The following is a 17,374-nucleotide window of genomic DNA, read 5'->3' as shown; positions in this document are numbered from 1 at the left end:
ACGACCCGTGGCACTCCTGGATTTGAGCATACTCGCACCCGAACAACGGCACGATCATGCCGCCGCCGTCGGCACGCCGATCATCGATGCCCGCCACGTGGGCGTGAAATTCAAGGTCGAGCATGGCACGGTCGATGCCGTCAAGGACGTCTCCTTCCAGCTCTACCGCGGCGAGACGATCGCGGTCGTCGGCGAATCCGGCTCAGGGAAATCGGTGACGGCCCGCACTGTCATGGGTCTGCTCACCAAGCGCGCCACGGTGTCGGATCGCTCCAGCATCGCCTATGACGGTAGGAACGTCCTGAAATTCTCCGATCGCCAGCGCCGGGCACTGCGCGGCGACCGCATCTCGATGATCTTCCAGGAGCCGATGAGCTCGCTCAACCCGGTCTATACGATCGGCGCCCAGATCATCGAGGCAATCCGCGTTCACCAGAAGATGAGCCGCAAGCAGGCGATGGAGCGGACGCTGGAGCTGCTGCGCCAGGTGCAGATTCCCGACCCCGAAGCCCGTCTTAACCAGTATCCGCACCAGCTTTCCGGCGGCCAGCGCCAGCGCATCATGATCGCCATGGCGCTCGCCAACAATCCCGACGTACTGATCGCCGACGAGCCGACAACGGCGCTCGACGTCACCGTCCAGGCGCAGATCCTCAATCTTATCCGCGACCTGCAGAAGGCGCTCGGCATGGCGGTGATCCTGATCACTCACGACCTGACCGTCGTCCGCCAGTTCTCCGACTATGTCTACGTCATGCAGAACGGCGAAGTGAAGGAACACAACACCACCGCGGCGCTGTTCCAGAACCCGCAGCACCCCTATACCCGCCACCTGCTTAACTCAGAGCCGAAGGGCATGGCCAATCCGCTGCCAGTCGATTCCGCCGCCATCCTCGAAGGCCGCAATGTCCGCGTTTCCTTCATGCTGAAGGCCGGCGGCTTCTTCAGGCCGCAGTTGAGAGAGCTCGTCGCGGTCGACAGCCTCAGTATCAAGCTTCACCGCCACGAGACCCTCGGCCTCGTCGGCGAATCCGGCTCAGGAAAGACGACGTTCGGCCAGGCGCTCGTCAAGCTTCTGACGACGGAAGGCGGCGAGATCCTGTTCGACGGCCAGCCGATCCAGGACAAGAGCCGCGACGAGATGCGGCCGCTGCGCTCGCGCATGCAGATCGTCTTCCAGGACCCCTTCTCCTCGCTCAACCCGCGCATGTCGGTCGGCCAGATCATCGAGGAGGGACTGATCGTCAACAAGCTCGGCGCAACCCGCAACGAGCGGCTGGAGCGGGTGAAGGAGGCGCTGAACAATGCCGGTCTGCCGGACAACATCCTGTCGCGCTTCCCGCACGAATTCTCCGGCGGCCAGCGCCAGCGCATCGCCATCGCCCGCGCCATCGCGCTGGAACCGGAATTCATCCTGCTCGATGAGCCGACCTCGGCACTCGATCTCTCGGTGCAGGCACAGATCATCGAACTGCTGCGCAAGCTGCAGGACGAGAAGGGACTGAGCTATCTCTTCATCTCCCACGATCTGAAAGTCGTGCGTGCACTCTGCCATCGCGTAGTGGTCATGCAGCACGGCAAGATCGTTGAAGAGGGGCCGGTCGAAGACGTTCTATCCCATCCCAAGACCGCCTACACCGAACGGCTCGTCAGAGCCGCCTTCGAAGTAGCCGCGTAATCGTTAGACAAGAGGCTTATCCCATGACCAGACAACCCAAGATCACCTTCATCGGCGCCGGCTCGACTGTCTTCATGAAGAACATCATCGGCGACGTTCTGCAGCGCCAGGCTCTTTCGGGCGCGAAAATCGCGCTGATGGACATCAACCCGCAGCGGCTCGAGGAAAGCGAGATCGTCGTCAGGAAACTGATCGCGACGCTCGGGGCGAAGGCAACCATCGAGCTGCACTCCAACCAGCGCAAGGCCCTCGACGGCGCCGATTTCGTCGTCGTCGCCTTCCAGATCGGCGGCTACGAGCCCTGCACCGTCACCGATTTCGAAGTGCCGAAGAAATACGGCCTGCGCCAGACGATCGCCGATACGCTCGGCGTCGGCGGCATCATGCGGGGGCTGCGCACCGTGCCGCATCTCTGGAAGATCTGCGAAGACATGATGCAGGTCTGCCCGGAGGCGATCCTTTTGCAATATGTCAACCCGATGGCGATCAACACCTGGGCGATCGCCGAGAAATATCCGAAGATCAAGCAGGTAGGCCTTTGCCACTCGGTGCAGGGCACGGCGATGGAACTCGCCCACGACCTCGACATCCCCTATGAGGAAATCCGCTACCGCTCGGCCGGCATCAACCACATGGCCTTCTACCTGAAGTTCGAGCATCGCCAGCCGGACGGTTCCTACCGCGACCTCTATCCGGATCTCGTGCGCGGCTACCGTGAAGGCCGGGCGCCGAAGCCGACCTGGAATCCGCGCTGCCCCAACAAGGTGCGCTACGAGATGCTGACCCGCCTCGGCTATTTCGTCACCGAAAGCTCGGAGCACTTCGCCGAATACACGCCCTATTTCATCAAGGAAGGCCGTGAGGACCTGATCGAGAAGTTCGGCATCCCGCTCGATGAATATCCCAAGCGCTGTATCGAGCAGGTCGAGAGGTGGAAGGGCGAGGCAGCCGCCTACCGCACGGCCGAAAAGATCGAGGTCGCGCAGTCGAAGGAATATGCCTCCTCGATCATGAACTCGGTCTGGACCGGCGAACCATCGGTGATTTACGGCAACCTGCGCAACAATGGCTGCATCACTTCGCTGCCGGACAATTGCGCCGCCGAGTTGCCGTGCCTCGTGGATGAGAACGGTATCCAGCCGACCTTCATCGGCGACCTGCCGCCGCAGCTCACCGCGCTCATCCGCACCAACATCAACGTGCAGGAACTAACGGTCGCAGCCCTGATGACGGAAAATCGCGAGCACCTCTACCATGCCGCCATGATGGATCCGCATACGGCCGCCGAGCTCGACCTCGACCAGATCTGGTCTCTGACCGACGATCTTTTGGCCGCGCACGGCCAGTGGATCCCGGAATGGGCCCGGATCGCCAAGAAAGTCCAGGCCGCGTAACTCTTTCTCCCGGTTGCGCGACGAGGAAACCCCGGAACAACAATTCCGGGGTTTTCCTTTTATGCCGAGTATGGTCGAAAGGAACGACGCCTCGCCGCTTGTTCAGGAGAATAAAATGCCCGCCGGTTCCGCCACGACGACGCTCGCCCGCCAACTGTCCGACGCCGACAACGGGGGCATGCGTCTTGCCTCGGCGACGCTTGCGGAACTCGCCGCCCCGGCGGAAGCCTTTGCCGTACAAAGCGAAACGCTTGCCCTGAACGGTTGGCCGACAGCCGGCTACAAGGTTGCGATCCGTTCGGACGGAAGCTCGATTTCAGCGCCCATGGCCCATATCACCCATGCCAGCGCATCGGGCACCGCCGGCTTCGAGCGACCGGCCGTCGATGCGCTGGAGGTGGAAATCTGCTTCGTCCTCGGCAAGGACTTGCCGCCGCCGGACGGCAAGCCCTATACGCGCGACACGCTTCTCGGCTACGTGGACGGCATTTATTCCGGCGTCGAATTCCTCGGCCATCGTCTCGACGATGGCAGTCGTTCACCGGCGCTGCTGTTTCTCGCGGATCGCCTCGGCAATGCCGGCTATGTGCTGGGCGAAGAATTGCGAGAAACGGTGCTCGAACCGGGTTCAACGCTGCCCCTGACGGTGACGATCAACGGCGACACCGTTTTTCACGGCACGGGAAAACATCCCAACGGCGATCCGGTGGCACCCTTCCTCGCCTTCGCCAATGCGCTGACGGAGGCTGTTGCCCAAGGCCAGATCGTCACGACCGGCAGCCTCTGCGGCGCCATCCCGGTGCCTGAGCGGGCGGCGATCGCCATCGGGGGGGTTACGACGCTGACTGTGACGGCGGCATCGACGCGCAGTGCATCCATGCTGGAAGCGGGCGGATCGATTCCCGCATAAAAAATCCCCCCATGGCAGCGCCATGAGGGGAGATCTGGAAGCGCATGTTGCCCGTCGATCAGGCTGCCGTATGGCTCTTGCGGACATCCTCGTCTGTGAGAATGCCGCTCGCCCGCAGCAAGGCTGCAAAACGGCCGTTGCTATGGCTGAGCTCGTTGAAACCGCCTATCTCGACGATCCGGCCGTGATCCATGAAGATCACCAGATCGGCCTCGCGCACCGTCGACAGGCGGTGGGCGATGATGAAGGTCGTGCGATCCTTGCGCAGGTTGTCGATCGCCGCCTTGACGCGGTTTTCCGTTTCGACGTCAAGCGCGCTGGTTGCCTCATCGAGCACGAGGATCGGCGCGTTCTTAAGGATGGCGCGGGCAATGGCGATGCGCTGGCGCTCGCCTCCGGAGAGCCTATTGCCGCGTTCGCCGACCTTGGTGTCGTAGCCGCCCTGGCGGCCTTCGATGAAGTCGGCTGCCGCTGCTGCTTGAGCCGCTTCCGCGATTTCGACCAGCGATGCGTCTTCACGGCCAAGCCGGATGTTCTCGCAGATCGACCGGTTGAGCAGGCCCGCATCCTGGAACACGGTGGCGATCGAGCGGCGCAGCGACTTGCGGGTCACCGTCGCGATGTCGACGCCGTCGATCAGGATCTTGCCGCTTGCCGGCTCATGTACGCGCTGCAAAAGGTTGACCAGCGTTGTCTTGCCGGCGCCGGTCGGACCGACAATGGCGATCGTCTGCCCCGCCTTCGCGGTGAAACAGACATCGCGCAGGCCTTCGTTCGAGTTGGCGAAGTTGAAGGACACGTCGCGGAATTCGACCTCGCCGCGGACATGGTTCAACTCGCCGGCATCGACAGGCTCTTCGCGCTCGCGGACCGAATCCTCGAGAGTGAAGAAGTCCTCAAGCTTGGCGCGGGCTTCGAAAATCTGCGTCACGAAGGCCTTCATCTGGTCGAGACGGCCGATCAGCAGGCCGGCAAAACCGATGAAGGCAATGACGTCGCCGATACCGAGCTCGCCCTTCTGGACGAGGAAGGTACCGATCACGAGGATCGCCATCATCGAAATGGTCGATGCCATGCGGTTCAGCGCGCTGGCAAGCGCCCACCAGTCGAGGACCGGCAGCTGGGCCGAGATCAGCTTCTGGGTGAAGTTCCTCAGCTCGCGGGTTTCAGCTTCGATGCGGTTGTAGCTGTGTACGACCGAGACATTGCTGATCGAGTCGGAGACGTGTGAAAAGACCGTGTGATAGTGATCCTCGACAGAGGCCTGGCCTTCCTTGGTACGCGTCATCACGAACTTGCCGATGACGACGTAGAGAACGCCCAGCACGACGAGAACCAGCGACAGGCGAACATCCATGGCAAAGGCTGTCGGCACGAGCAGGACCAGCGCCACGGCTGTCGAAAGATGCTGGCGCATGAATTCAAGCCAAAGGCCGAACAGTGTTTCGCAGGCGCGCAGCAGCGTGTGCAGGGCGTTGGACGTACCGCGCTGGCTGTGCCAGGACAGCGGCATCGAGATGATGCGGCCGAAGGCTTCGGTGATCAGGGTCGAGCGGCGGGTATGCGCCAGCCGGTCGGCCTCGCGGGCGACCAGCACGAAGGCGATCGTGTTGAAAACGCCGAGGCCAGCCCACATCAGGAGCATCGGTGTTACAGCCTGCTTGGAGGAGATCGCGCCGATGATGCGGCCGAACAAAATGGGCTCTGCAATCGTGATGATCGCCAGGACGATGTTGGCGATAACGATCGCGGAGACGCGGAGTTTGTGAACGGCAAGATACTGAAGCGCTCTTGCATAGACCTGGAACAATGACACTGTCTTATCCCTCTTGGGCAGCTGGTTGCGGTGCAATGAAAAGCAACAGAGCATTAGCATCGCGGTATAAGTTACTGAGAAGGAAGGATATCCTGAGAAATGGAGCGTTGTGGATCGTCATCCTTGATGACCTCGCTCAATTCTTCTCGACAAATTTCCAGTCCTTCTTTCTTTTTCATGGCAAACAAACATCGTCTTTGGTCAACTTTCAGGTCGAACGAACAAGCGCATCTGTGATAAATACCGAGTGAGACAAATTGCTCGTGTCGTCTCGGTAGAATTATTCATAGTTTGCTATTTTTTGCGCCTTGCGAGTCAACGGCGATGCGGTGTTAGGTGGTTCCATGACTGACGGGAGGGATTATTGCGATCGCAACATGAATGGGTGCTGAACAGGACAATCATGTTGCGCTGCGGTGGGCGCGGTCAAAGGCCGGAATGAATTTTTTGAAGGGGCATTCATGAATATTACGTTGCTGGTGCAGTTTCTGGCGCTCATAGACGAGATGAAGAGCAGGGACGAAATCGTTCAGGAGTTCGAGCGGGTCCTGGACCGCTATGGCTTTGACTATTACGGCATCGTCCGCCAGCCCAAGCCGAACGAAAATCCGCTGAGCCTGCTGCTTGCCGGACGCTGGCCCGATGGCTGGCCGCAGATCTACATCAAGAAGAAGTTTGTCGTCATCGATCCGACGATCCGCTTTCTCGGCCATGCGCAGCGCGGCTTTCGCTGGCGCGAGACGCTGGTTGCCTTCCGCTCCGACCCGCACCGCAAACGCATGGAGCGGATGATGGTCGAGGCACGGGGCTACGGCCTCCATGACGGCTATATCTTTCCCGTTCACGGCCGCCGCGGACTGCTCGGCAATTTGACAGTGGGTGGCCGCGTGGTCGATCTCAGTCCGGTGGAGATGAGCCTGTTCGACGGCATTGCCAAGAAGATTTTCTGGCGGCTTCTGGAACTGACGGATTCGGCGGTCCTCGCCGAAATGGTCTCCAGCGTCGATGTGCAGATGACCCGCCGCGAAATGGAGGCCTTGAACTATCTGGCCGATGGCATGACCTCGAACGAGATCAGCCGGATCCTCGAAATCTCCAACCATACCGTCGACTGGTACATGAACGGCATCCAGGAAAAACTACGCGCGAAAAACCGCCATCACGCGGTTGCCCTGTCCTTCCGCCTGGGATTGATTTCCTGACGGAAATGAACACCCTCATGCCGACTCTGAAATTGAACTTCACGTCATGAACCGCTAATAATCCTTTTCGCGGTGCAGCATGACCGCGTTCAAGTCTTGAGGAGTCCGACTTGCCCATTTCAAAGATCCTTGTTGCCAATCGTTCTGAAATTGCCATCCGCGTGTTTCGCGCGGCAAACGAACTGGGAATAAAAACGGTTGCGATATGGGCCGAGGAGGACAAGCTGGCGCTCCACCGGTTCAAGGCGGACGAGAGCTACCAGATCGGTCGGGGGTCGCATTTGGCCCGCGATCTCGGGCCGATCGAGAGCTATCTTTCGATCGAGGAAATTATTCGCGTCGCCAAGCTGTCGGGTGCGGATGCGATCCATCCGGGGTACGGCCTTCTTTCCGAGAGTCCGGAATTCGTCGATGCCTGCAAGGCGGCCGGTATCATCTTCATCGGACCGACGGGCGATACGATGCGGCGTCTTGGCAACAAGGTCGCTGCCCGCAATCTCGCCATCGAGATCGGCGTGCCGGTCGTGCCGGCCACAGAGCCGCTTCCGGACGACATGAACATCGTGGCAAAGATGGCGGCGGAGATCGGCTATCCGGTGATGCTGAAGGCGTCTTGGGGCGGCGGTGGCCGCGGCATGCGGGCGATCCGCGATCCAAAGGACCTGGCGCGCGAAGTGACGGAAGCCAAACGCGAAGCCATGGCCGCCTTCGGCAAGGACGAGGTTTATCTGGAAAAGCTGGTCGAGCGTGCCCGCCACGTCGAAAGCCAGGTGCTCGGCGATACGCACGGCAACGTAGTGCATCTGTTCGAGCGCGATTGTTCGGTCCAGCGCCGTAACCAGAAGGTCGTGGAACGGGCTCCGGCGCCGTATCTGAGCGAAGCGCAGCGCCAGGAGCTGGCCGGCTATTCGACCCGGATCGCCCAGGCGACGAACTATATCGGTGCTGGTACCGTCGAGTACCTGATGGATATGGACACCGGCAAATTCTATTTCATCGAAGTCAATCCGCGCATCCAGGTCGAACATACCGTCACCGAGGTCGTGACCGGCATCGATATCGTCAAGGCGCAGATCCACATCCTCGACGGCTTTGCCATCGGCACGCCGGAATCGGGCGTTCCGAAACAGGAAGACATCAAGCTCAACGGCCACGCGCTGCAGTGCCGTATCACCACCGAAGATCCGGAACAGAACTTCATTCCCGACTACGGCCGGATCACCGGCTATCGCTCCGCTTCAGGCTTCGGTATCCGCCTGGATGGCGGCACGGCCTATCCGGGCGCTGTCATCACCCGCTTTTACGATCCGCTGCTGGTCAAGGTCACCGCCTGGGCGCCGAGCCCCGCCGAGGCGATTGCCCGCATGGACCGGGCGCTTCGCGAATTCCGCATTCGCGGCGTGGCAACCAACCTCACCTTCCTCGAAGCAATCATCAGCCATCCGAAATTCAAGGACAATTCCTACACCACCCGCTTCATCGACACGACGCCCGAACTCTTCCAGCAGGTCAAGCGCCAGGACCGCGCTACCAAGCTATTGACCTATCTCGCCGATGTGACGGTCAACGGTCACCCGGAAGCCAAGGGTCGGCCGAAGCCGAGCGCGGATGCTGCAAAGCCGATCGTTCCGCACAGCAACGCTGCAATCGTCGACGGTACGAAGCAGAAGCTCGATGCACTCGGCCCGAAGAAGTTCGCCGAATGGGTGCGGGCCGAAAAGCGTGTGCTTCTGACCGACACGACCATGCGCGACGGCCATCAGTCGCTGCTTGCCACCCGCGTGCGCACCTATGACATCGCCCGGGTCGCCGGCACCTATGCCCGCGCCCTGCCCAACTTGTTCTCGCTCGAATGCTGGGGCGGCGCCACTTTCGACGTCTCGATGCGCTTCCTGACCGAGGATCCGTGGGAGCGTCTCGCCAAGGTGCGCGAGGATGCGCCGAACCTGCTCTTGCAGATGCTTCTGCGCGGTGCCAACGGCGTCGGCTACAAGAACTATCCCGACAACGTCGTCAAATATTTCGTTCGTCAGGCGGCCAAAGGCGGCATCGACGTGTTCCGGGTGTTCGACTGCCTCAACTGGGTCGAAAACATGCGCGTCTCGATGGATGCGGTAGCCGAGGAGAGCAAGATCTGCGAGGCGGCGATCTGCTATACCGGCGATATCCTCAACTCCGCCCGGCCGAAATATGATCTGAAATACTACACCGCGCTGGCTACCGAGCTGGAAAAGGCCGGCGCCCACATGATCGCGCTCAAGGACATGGCCGGTCTGCTCAAGCCTGCCGCCGCGACCGTACTGTTCAAGGCGCTACGCGAGGTGACCGACCTGCCGATCCATTTTCACACGCACGACACATCGGGCATCTCTGCTGCGACGGTGCTTGCCGCCGTCGATGCCGGCGTTGATGTCGTCGATGCCGCAATGGATGCCTTCTCCGGCAACACCTCGCAGCCTTGCCTCGGTTCGATCGTGGAAGCCTTGCGCGGTTCGGAGCGTGATCCGGGTCTCGATCCGGAATGGATCCGCCGCATCTCCTTCTATTGGGAGGCGGTGCGCAACCAGTACGCCGCCTTCGAAAGCGACCTCAAGGGGCCGGCATCGGAAGTCTATCTGCACGAGATGCCGGGCGGCCAGTTCACCAACCTCAAGGAACAGGCCCGCTCGCTCGGGCTCGAAACCCGCTGGCACCAGGTGGCGCAGGCCTATGCCGATGCCAACCAGATGTTCGGTGATATCGTCAAGGTGACGCCGTCCTCCAAGGTCGTCGGCGACATGGCACTGATGATGGTCTCCCAGGACTTGACCGTTGCCGATGTCGAGAACCTGGCCAAGGACGTGTCCTTCCCGGACTCGGTCGTCTCGATGCTGAAGGGTGATCTCGGCCAGCCGCCCGGTGGATGGCCGAAGGCCCTGCAGAAGAAGGCCCTGAAGGGTGAGAAGGCCTATACGGAGCGTCCGGGTTCGCTGCTTGCCGATGCCGATCTCGACAAGGAGCGGAAGGACATCGAGACCAAGCTGGAGCGCAAGGTCACCGACTTCGAATTCGCCTCCTATCTGATGTATCCGAAGGTCTTCACCGACTATGCGCAGGCCGCCGACACCTACGGCCCGGTCTCCGTCCTGCCGACGCCCGCCTATTTCTACGGGCTATCGGCTGGCGAAGAACTGCTGCCGGAACTCGAGAAGGGCGTCTCGCTCGTCATTCTGCATCAGGCCAAGAGCGAGCCGGACGAGCAGGCAATGGTCAAGGTGTTCTTCGAGCTCAACGGCCAGCCGCGCCTGATCAAGGTGCCGGACCGCAACCGCTCGGCCTTGAGCGCTGCCCGTCGCAAGGCCGATCTCGGCAACGCCGCCCATCTCGGCGCACCGATGCCGGGGGTCATCTCGACGGTCTCCGTTTCGGCCGGACAGACCGTCAAGTCCGGCGACGTGCTGCTCTCCATCGAGGCGATGAAGATGGAAACGGCGCTGCACGCCGAGAAGGACGGTACCATCGCAGAGGTCCTCGTCCGCACCGGCGACCAGATCGATGCCAAGGACCTGCTGATCGTTTATGGGGCTTGAGGACGATTTAAGGTCGGGCGGAGTTTGCTGCGACCTGTTCTCCGATACCGTCGTGCTCGGGGTCGCGCATGCGAGCCCCTAAGGGCATTCTCGTCTGGCTTGACGAGACGCCCGCTACCTCTTGCTCCGTCATCCTCGGGCTTGACCCGAGGATCCAGACGCAATTTCTGCGGACCCACTTTTCCTGCACCGGGAGCGTGGATCCTCGGGTCAAGCCCGAGGATGACGGCCCCGGGAGGGAGCGAGAGCGGCCGCAAGAGCCTCCACACATAGGGACATGCGGCGTTTCGCGCCGAGATTCCCCCCATCATCCTCGCCCACTATAAGGCGATGATGACATGACGGGGAAGGGGCGCAGAGGCGACCGCTTTGAGGGGGAAACGTGGCCAGATTTTCCCTCAAGAGCACTACTCCCCTGACCGTCAGATCTCGTAGTCATTCCCCATGTTCAGCGAAGAAATGAACTTCTTCGTGCGTTCCCGCTGTGGCGTCTGGAAGATGTTCCTCGGCGGTCCGCTTTCGACGATCAGGCCGCCGTCGAGGAAGAGCACCTGGTCGGCGACTTTCGAGGCAAGGCGCAGGTCGTGGGTTGCCATGATCATCGTCGTGCCTTCGCGGGCAAGGCGGCTCAGCACCTCGACGACTTCCTCCGCCAGTTCCGGGTCGAGCGCTGAGGTCGGCTCGTCGCAGAGGAGAACGCGCGGCGACGGCGCAAGCGCGCGGGCGATCGCCACGCGTTGCTGCTGGCCGCCGGAGAGCGTTGCCGGCCAGGCATCGGCCTTGTGGGCCATGCCGACCTTTTCCAGCAGCTCGAGCGCGCGGGCCCTTGCCCTCTCCTTCGGCCATCTCAGGACGGTGACCAGCCCTTCCATGACGTTCTCGATCGCCGTCTGGTGCGGAAAGAGTTGGAAGTTCTGGAAGACCATGCCGGTCTGGCGGCGCAGGCGCTGGATGGCGTCCCACCCGGTCTTCCTGTGGGGCGCAAACTCGATCCGCTCCTCGCCGAGGCGAATTGCACCGGAGGTCGGGATTTCCAAGAGATTGACGCAGCGAAGCAGCGTGCTCTTGCCGCCGCCGGAGGGGCCGACCAGCGCGGTTACCGTGCCTTCGGCTATGGTGACGCTGATATCCCGCAAGACGACATTGTCGCCGAAGCGCTTCTCGATATGGGTGAGCTCGATCATTTGCGCGCCTCCAGGAAGCCACCATAGCGGGCGAAGCGGTTTTCCAGCCGAACCTGCAGGCCGGAGAGAACGGAGCTGAGTGCCAGGTAGATCAGTGCCGCTTCGATATAGAGGATCAGCGGTTCGTAGGTGGTGGCGACGATGCGTTGGGCAGTCTGGAAAAGCTCAGGCACGGTGATGGCGGCGGCGAGCGAGGTGTCCTTGACCAGCGAAATGAAGGTATTCGACAGCGGCGGTACGGCGACGCGCGTTGCCTGCGGCAGAATGGTGCGGCGCATCGCCTGACCCCAGCTCATGCCGATTGAATAGGCCGCCTCCCACTGGCCGCGTGGCACCGAGGAGATGACCGCGCGGATGATTTCGGAGGTATAGGCGCCGATGTTGAGCGTGAAGCCGATCAGCGCGGCGGGAAAGGCGTCGAGCAGGATGCCGAGGCTTGGCAGGCCGTAGAAGATAACGAAGAGCTGGACGAGCAGCGGCGTGCCACGAATGACCCAGACATAGAACCGCGCCACGGCGACCAGCGGCTTGGCCCCGAAGAGACGGGTAATCGCCGTCAGGAGCCCGAGCGCCAGACCAAGGCCGAAGGACAGAAGCGTCAGCGGAATGGTGAAGATCAGCCCAGCCCGCAAAAGCGGCAGGAGCGAATCGAGCATGAGTTGGAGCCAGGAGGGCACGGACAGGGCCTTTCAAACGACATGATCCGCCCCGGCGCGGCCGGAACGGATCATGTCTTATAATGCAGGGAAGAACGCGGCGGAACCGGCCTCGGTCACGCCGCGTGACAGGGATTATTTCGAAACGTCGGCGCCGAAATACTTTTTCGAAATCGCGTCATAGGTGCCGTCCGCCTTGATCTCGGCCAGCGCCTTGTTGATCGCGTCCAGAAGCTCCGGCTCGCCCTTGCGGATGATAATGCCGGAATAGTCGGCATTCGCCTGCTCGGCGGCGATCTTCACCGGCGCATCCGGCTTGTGCTTCTTGAAATCGAGGAAGGACAGGCTGTCGTTGATCGTCGCATCGGCGCGACCGGTCAGGACGAGCTGTATCGACTGGTCGAAGCCATCGGTGCCGACGAGTTCGGCGCCGGAGGCCTCCGCCAGCTTGCCGAAGTTGCTGGTCAGCGACTGGGCCGCCTTCTTGCCCTTGAGGTCCGGGAAATCCTTGATCTCTTCATTGTCGGCCTTGACGATCAGGACGGCCTTGGAAGCGATATAGGGCTCGGAGAAATCGTATTTCTTCTTGCGCTCCTCGGTGATGCCGACCTGGTTGATCACGGTGTCGTAGCGGTTGGCATCGAGGCCAGCGATCAGGCCGTCCCACTTGCCTTCCAGAAATTCGGCCTTGACGCCAAGCTTCTTGGCGATGGCTTCACCGATCTCGACGTCGAAGCCGACGAGCTTGCCGCTTTCGTCATGATAGGTGAAGGGCACATAGGTGCCTTCCGTGCCGATCTTCAGCGCCCCGGCCGACTTGACGGCCTCAAGGTTTTCGCCGGCAAAGGCCGGAGCGACCGAAACCAACTGCGCAATTGCGACGGCGGCGAGAAGTGTGTGAACCCATTTCATTGTCTTTTTCCATCTTTCTATCCGGCCCGTCGCCGGTGTGAGAGGACAATCGCATATGGACCCACCGCCGACAGCGCACAAAACTTCAATTGTGCGGCGCAATAGCGAAGGTTTTTCTCCAATGCCGGCTGTTTCCACGGAAAAATTGGCGCCGATCGCTCAAATTCAAGGCGGCTTGCCGGCTTTCGCGGCACATTTTTCAAGAAATCATAAAAATCGGTTGAATCCCGATGAACGAAGATGTATGCCTGTTTGTGCCGATTTATCCGTAATTATGCACGATGTGGCCGAATCATGCAGACAGAACTGCTTCTTCAACAACGTCAGCGGCTGATCCAGGACCGCCTGCGGGCGTCCGGCCGGGTACTGGCTTTCGATCTGGCGCAGGAATTCAACGTCTCCGAAGATACCATCCGCCGCGATCTGCGCGAGCTTGCTGCCGCAGGGCTTTGCGAACGGGTCTATGGTGGCGCGCTGCCGGTCTCGCCGGGCAGCACGACACTTGCCCAGCGTGTCGGCGAGGCGCCCGAGCGCAAGGCAGCGCTGGCCGTTGCCGCGCTTGCCTTCATCAAACCGGGAATGACCGTCTTCTTCGATGCGGGATCGACCAATCTGGCGATCGCTGAGGCTCTTCCGAATGATCTGGAACTGACGGCAGTGACGAACACGCCGCTGATCGCCGCCGCGCTGATCGGCAAGCCCGGGGTCGATCTGATTGTTATCGGCGGCAAGATCGACAGGCGTGTGGGTGCTGCGGTCGGCGCCAAGGCGCAGCGCGACATCGAGACACTGCGACCGGATCTCTGCATTCTTGGCGCCTGCGGTGCCGATATCGAGGCCGGGTTGACCGCCTTCGAATACGAGGACGCCGAGTTCAAGCGACTGGTGGCTCAGAGCAGCGCATCCGTGCTGGCAGCGATCACCAACGATAAATTCGGAACATCGGCACCGCATACGGTCATTGCCGCAGCCAAGTGCTCGGCGCTGATCGTCGAACATGACGCACCGGCGGATGACGTCCATCTCTTCGAAGCGTCGGGCATCGCCATCGCACATGCGCGAAAGGTCAAGGCATGAAGATCGCGCACGTCGCCCTCTGGACTGCCGATCTCGACGGTGTCTGTCATTTCTGGGCCGAGACTTTTGGGGCGGCGGTGGGGGATCTCTATGAAAGCGCCCGGCGACCCGGTTTCTCCTCGCGGTTTGTATACCTCAAGGACGGTCCTTCGATCGAGGTCATGCAAGGTCCCTGGATCATGCGAGGGGGGCTGGAAGAACGGCAGGGCTACGCCCATCTCGCGCTGTCGCTCGGCAGCCGCGAGGCAGTGGATAAAATGGCGGCGCAGGCGGAGGCTTCCGGAATTCTCATCTCTCCCGCCCGCATGACGGGCGATAGCTTCTACGAGGCGGTCCTCAGGGACCCCGACGGCAATCCTATTGAAATCACGGTTTGAATCCGACACGGATCGCACAGGAATAGACCATGGATCAACATAGCATCACCCGGCCGCAAGCCGTCGTCCGCTCGGGCTATATGCCGAAAACCCGTCTTGCCGTGTCGCTGCTGTTTCTGATGAATGGCTTCGTCACTGGCAGTTGGGCGCCGAAGATTCCGGAATTCAAGGAGAAGCTTGGCATCGGTGAAAGCGTGCTCGGCTTGCTCATCCTCGCGTTCGGCATTGGCTCGCTTGTGCTGATGCCGATCGCCGGCGGCTCCATCGCCCGGCTCGGCTCGCACAAGGTCGTCAAGGTCACCGCCGCCGTTCTTTCACCGCTTCTGCTGCTGTTGACCCTGTTGCCGAATGTCTGGACGGCGGCGATCGGCATGTTCCTGCTCGGCGGCTTTGTCGGCGCCATGGATGTGGCGATGAACGCCAATGCGGTCGAGGTGGAGAAGTCGATGCGCCGGGCGATCATGTCGTCCTGCCATGCCTATTGGAGCCTGGGCGGCCTGATTGGTTCGGCAAGTGGCGGTGTCATCATGGCGCAGTTCGGCGTGCTGCCGCACGCCATTCTCGTCACGCTGTTCTGCCTTGCGGTGCTTGGCCTTGCCTGGCCGATGATCCTTCATGACCGGCCGCATCCCGATGTGGCCAAGCAGAAGCTACGGCTGCCAATAACGCCGCTGCCATGGCTGATCGGCCTCGTGGCGCTGTTTTCGATGGTGCCGGAGGGGAGCGTGCTCGATTGGGGCGCGCTTTACCTGCGCGACGAACTCGGCGCCTCGGTTGCCCTGTCCGGTTTCGGCTTTGCCGCCTTTTCCGCGACGATGGCGATCATGCGCTTTGCCGGCGACCATGTGCGCGACCGTTTCGGCGGCGTGAAGACCCTGCGCGTCTGCACCCTGACGGCCCTTGCCGGCCTCGTGCTGGCCGGCCTTGCGCCGAATGCGCCGCTCGCCATCTTCGGCTTTGCGCTGGCCGGCGTCGGCATTTCCAACATGGTGCCGATCGCCTTTTCGGCTGCCGGCAACATGCCGGGCCTGGCGCCGGGCATCGGGCTGTCGGTCGCCACCTTCATGGGCTATTCCGGCATGCTGTTTGCGCCGTCGCTGATCGGCTTCATTGCCGAACATACCGGCTTTTCGATCATCTTCGCCTGCATTCCGGCCTTGTTCATCGTGGTGCTGCTTTTGTCGCATCATGCCGTTCACGCCGATCCGAAAGGGCACGACTGAGGGTGGCCTGCGACTGCGCAGCCATCAATTCGCCGTCAATCCATGATGTTGCCGTTGACAAGGCGGCTTTCCTCATCCACCTCAAGGGAAATCGCCGCAACAGCACGTGCAAGGGGCTTTCATGTCTTCCGCCTTCGATTTTGATCCGCAGCCGCGCCGCGCCTCCGTTGCCGTCGATGTTGGTGGGGTGATCGTCGGGGGAGCAGCGCCCGTCGTCGTGCAGTCGATGACCAATACCGACACCGCCGATATCGATGCGACGGTCGCCCAGGTCGCGGCGCTGCATCGCGCCGGCTCCGAACTGGTGCGCATCACCGTCGACCGCGACGAAAGTGCAGCCGCCGTGCCGAAAATCCGCGAGCGGCTCGAGCGGCTCGGTCTCGATGTGCCGTTGATCGGCGATTTCCACTATATCGGCCACAAGCTGCTCGCCGATCATCCGGCCTGCGCCGAGGCGCTGGCGAAATACCGCATCAACCCGGGCAATGTCGGCTTCAAGAACAAGAAGGACAAGCAGTTCGCCGCCATCATCGAGCGCGCCATCGAATTCAACAAGCCGGTGCGCATCGGCGTCAACTGGGGTTCCCTCGACCAGGAGCTGCTGACGCGGATGATGGACGACAACCAGGCGAAGGGCTTTCCGCTGACGGCCAGCCAAGTCATGCGCGAAACCATCGTCCAGTCGGCGCTGATCTCGGCGGAACTGGCGGAAGAAATCGGCCTGCCGCGCAACCGCATCATCCTGTCGGCCAAGGTCTCGAACGTGCAGGACCTGATCGCCGTCTACGCGATGCTGGCAACGCGCTCCGACCATGCGCTGCATCTCGGCCTCACCGAAGCCGGCATGGGCTCCAAGGGCATCGTCGCTTCCGCCGCCTCGCTCGGCATCCTGATGCAGCAGGGCATCGGCGATACGATCCGCATTTCGCTGACCCCCGAGCCCGGCGGCGACCGCACCCGCGAGGTGCAGGTGGGGCAGGAACTGCTGCAGGTCATGGGCTTTCGCCAGTTCATTCCGGTCGTTGCCGCCTGTCCCGGCTGTGGCCGGACGACCTCGACCGTCTTCCAGGAGCTTGCGCGCAAGATCGAGGACGATATCCGCCGCAACATGCCGGTATGGCGCGAAAAATATCCGGGCGTCGAAGGCCTGAAGGTCGCGGTCATGGGCTGCATCGTCAATGGCCCGGGCGAAAGCAAACATGCCGATATCGGCATCTCGCTGCCCGGCACCGGCGAGCTTCCGGCAGCCCCCGTCTATATCGACGGCAAAAAGGCGATGACGATCCGCGGCACCAATATCGCCGGCGATTTCGAAGCGCTCGTTACCGATTACATCGAGAAGCGTTTCGGACAGGGTCAGGCCGCAGCCGAATAGG

At 61.6% G+C, this 17,374-nt stretch carries 14 protein-coding genes; 10 read left to right on the top strand and 4 right to left on the bottom strand.

Annotation, left to right across the window (positions count from 1 at the left end; translation table 11 throughout):
* Nucleotides 1-7: 7 nt before the first annotated feature.
* From ACSQ2Z_RS02105 to ACSQ2Z_RS02095, 3 genes are all read left to right on the top strand, one after another.
* A complete protein-coding gene (locus tag ACSQ2Z_RS02105) occupies nt 8-1,678 on the top strand; it encodes an ABC transporter ATP-binding protein (protein ID WP_436079688.1) in 1,671 nt (556 codons plus the stop codon).
* A 23-nt stretch (nt 1,679-1,701) separates the two neighbouring features.
* Nucleotides 1,702-3,072: an alpha-glucosidase/alpha-galactosidase gene (locus tag ACSQ2Z_RS02100; RefSeq protein WP_436079687.1), complete on the top strand. Its 1,371-nt coding sequence runs from the start codon at nt 1,702-1,704 to the stop codon at nt 3,070-3,072.
* 115 nt (nt 3,073-3,187) lie between these two features.
* The gene (locus ACSQ2Z_RS02095) at nt 3,188-3,982 is read left to right on the top strand and encodes a 2-keto-4-pentenoate hydratase (RefSeq protein WP_436079686.1); all 795 of its coding nucleotides are present in this window, start codon (nt 3,188-3,190) and stop codon (nt 3,980-3,982) included.
* 58 nt (nt 3,983-4,040) lie between these two features.
* Here ACSQ2Z_RS02095 and ACSQ2Z_RS02090 read toward each other — a convergent pair whose 3' ends face one another.
* Entirely contained in the window at nt 4,041-5,798 is a 1,758-nt protein-coding gene (locus tag ACSQ2Z_RS02090) for a glucan ABC transporter ATP-binding protein/ permease (RefSeq protein ID WP_436079685.1), read from the bottom strand.
* Nucleotides 5,799-6,259: 461 nt separating this feature from the next.
* On the opposite strand from ACSQ2Z_RS02090, the gene ACSQ2Z_RS02085 reads away from it, so the two are divergent.
* Both ACSQ2Z_RS02085 and pyc read left to right on the top strand, forming a co-directional pair.
* A complete protein-coding gene (locus ACSQ2Z_RS02085; protein WP_436079684.1) occupies nt 6,260-7,000 on the top strand; it encodes a helix-turn-helix transcriptional regulator in 741 nt (246 codons plus the stop codon).
* A 110-nt stretch (nt 7,001-7,110) separates the two neighbouring features.
* Complete coding sequence (gene pyc / locus ACSQ2Z_RS02080) at nt 7,111-10,569, top strand: pyruvate carboxylase (protein WP_436079683.1); 3,459 nt, start codon at nt 7,111-7,113, stop codon at nt 10,567-10,569.
* A gap of 422 nt (nt 10,570-10,991) precedes the next feature.
* On the opposite strand, the gene ACSQ2Z_RS02075 is transcribed toward pyc, so the two are convergent.
* From ACSQ2Z_RS02075 to ACSQ2Z_RS02065, 3 genes are all read right to left on the bottom strand, one after another.
* A complete protein-coding gene (locus ACSQ2Z_RS02075) occupies nt 10,992-11,753 on the bottom strand; it encodes an amino acid ABC transporter ATP-binding protein (protein WP_436079682.1) in 762 nt (253 codons plus the stop codon).
* Nucleotides 11,750-12,430, bottom strand: a complete 681-nt coding sequence (locus ACSQ2Z_RS02070) for an amino acid ABC transporter permease (RefSeq protein WP_436079681.1) — start codon at nt 12,428-12,430, stop codon at nt 11,750-11,752. The genes ACSQ2Z_RS02075 and ACSQ2Z_RS02070 overlap by 4 nt, the downstream gene beginning before the upstream one ends.
* A 114-nt stretch (nt 12,431-12,544) precedes the next feature.
* Entirely contained in the window at nt 12,545-13,321 is a 777-nt protein-coding gene (locus ACSQ2Z_RS02065) for an amino acid ABC transporter substrate-binding protein (protein WP_436079680.1), read from the bottom strand.
* Nucleotides 13,322-13,376: 55 nt separating this feature from the next.
* Between ACSQ2Z_RS02065 and ACSQ2Z_RS02060 the strand changes: the two genes are divergently transcribed.
* From ACSQ2Z_RS02060 to ispG, 5 genes are all read left to right on the top strand, one after another.
* Nucleotides 13,377-13,655, top strand: a complete 279-nt coding sequence (locus ACSQ2Z_RS02060) for a hypothetical protein (RefSeq protein WP_436079679.1) — start codon at nt 13,377-13,379, stop codon at nt 13,653-13,655.
* Nucleotides 13,616-14,398 (top strand): DeoR/GlpR family DNA-binding transcription regulator, encoded by a 783-nt coding sequence (locus ACSQ2Z_RS02055; RefSeq protein ID WP_436079678.1) that lies wholly within the window; start codon nt 13,616-13,618, stop codon nt 14,396-14,398. The genes ACSQ2Z_RS02060 and ACSQ2Z_RS02055 overlap by 40 nt, the downstream gene beginning before the upstream one ends.
* Nucleotides 14,395-14,775: a VOC family protein gene (locus ACSQ2Z_RS02050; RefSeq protein ID WP_436079677.1), complete on the top strand. Its 381-nt coding sequence runs from the start codon at nt 14,395-14,397 to the stop codon at nt 14,773-14,775. Before ACSQ2Z_RS02055 ends, ACSQ2Z_RS02050 begins: the two co-directional genes overlap by 4 nt.
* Nucleotides 14,776-14,804: 29 nt before the next feature.
* Nucleotides 14,805-15,998 carry an MFS transporter gene (locus ACSQ2Z_RS02045; RefSeq protein WP_436079676.1) on the top strand — a complete coding sequence of 398 codons (1,194 nt, stop codon included), beginning with the start codon at nt 14,805-14,807 and terminating at the stop codon, nt 15,996-15,998.
* 121 nt (nt 15,999-16,119) lie between these two features.
* Entirely contained in the window at nt 16,120-17,373 is a 1,254-nt protein-coding gene (ispG, locus tag ACSQ2Z_RS02040; RefSeq protein ID WP_436079675.1) for a flavodoxin-dependent (E)-4-hydroxy-3-methylbut-2-enyl-diphosphate synthase, read from the top strand.
* Nucleotide 17,374 lies beyond the last annotated feature (1 nt).

Source organism: Pararhizobium sp. LjRoot235 (genome assembly GCF_964254145.1).
Taxonomy (GTDB): domain Bacteria; phylum Pseudomonadota; class Alphaproteobacteria; order Rhizobiales; family Rhizobiaceae; genus Pararhizobium.
The sequence above is the reverse complement of the archived record's forward strand: the minus strand, read 5'-3'. Positions and strand labels throughout refer to the sequence as shown.

Coding starts and splice junctions, on each gene's coding strand:
- ACSQ2Z_RS02100 (WP_436079687.1), top strand. CDS start 1,702: ATGACCAGACAACCCAAGATCACCTTCATCGGCGCCGGCTCGACTGTC.
- ACSQ2Z_RS02085 (WP_436079684.1), top strand. CDS start 6,260: ATGAATATTACGTTGCTGGTGCAGTTTCTGGCGCTCATAGACGAGATG.
- ACSQ2Z_RS02095 (WP_436079686.1), top strand. CDS start 3,188: ATGCCCGCCGGTTCCGCCACGACGACGCTCGCCCGCCAACTGTCCGAC.
- ACSQ2Z_RS02065 (WP_436079680.1), bottom strand. CDS start 13,321: ATGAAATGGGTTCACACACTTCTCGCCGCCGTCGCAATTGCGCAGTTG.
- ACSQ2Z_RS02060 (WP_436079679.1), top strand. CDS start 13,377: ATGGACCCACCGCCGACAGCGCACAAAACTTCAATTGTGCGGCGCAAT.
- ACSQ2Z_RS02045 (WP_436079676.1), top strand. CDS start 14,805: ATGGATCAACATAGCATCACCCGGCCGCAAGCCGTCGTCCGCTCGGGC.
- ACSQ2Z_RS02075 (WP_436079682.1), bottom strand. CDS start 11,753: ATGATCGAGCTCACCCATATCGAGAAGCGCTTCGGCGACAATGTCGTC.
- ACSQ2Z_RS02050 (WP_436079677.1), top strand. CDS start 14,395: ATGAAGATCGCGCACGTCGCCCTCTGGACTGCCGATCTCGACGGTGTC.
- ispG (WP_436079675.1), top strand. CDS start 16,120: ATGTCTTCCGCCTTCGATTTTGATCCGCAGCCGCGCCGCGCCTCCGTT.
- ACSQ2Z_RS02055 (WP_436079678.1), top strand. CDS start 13,616: ATGCAGACAGAACTGCTTCTTCAACAACGTCAGCGGCTGATCCAGGAC.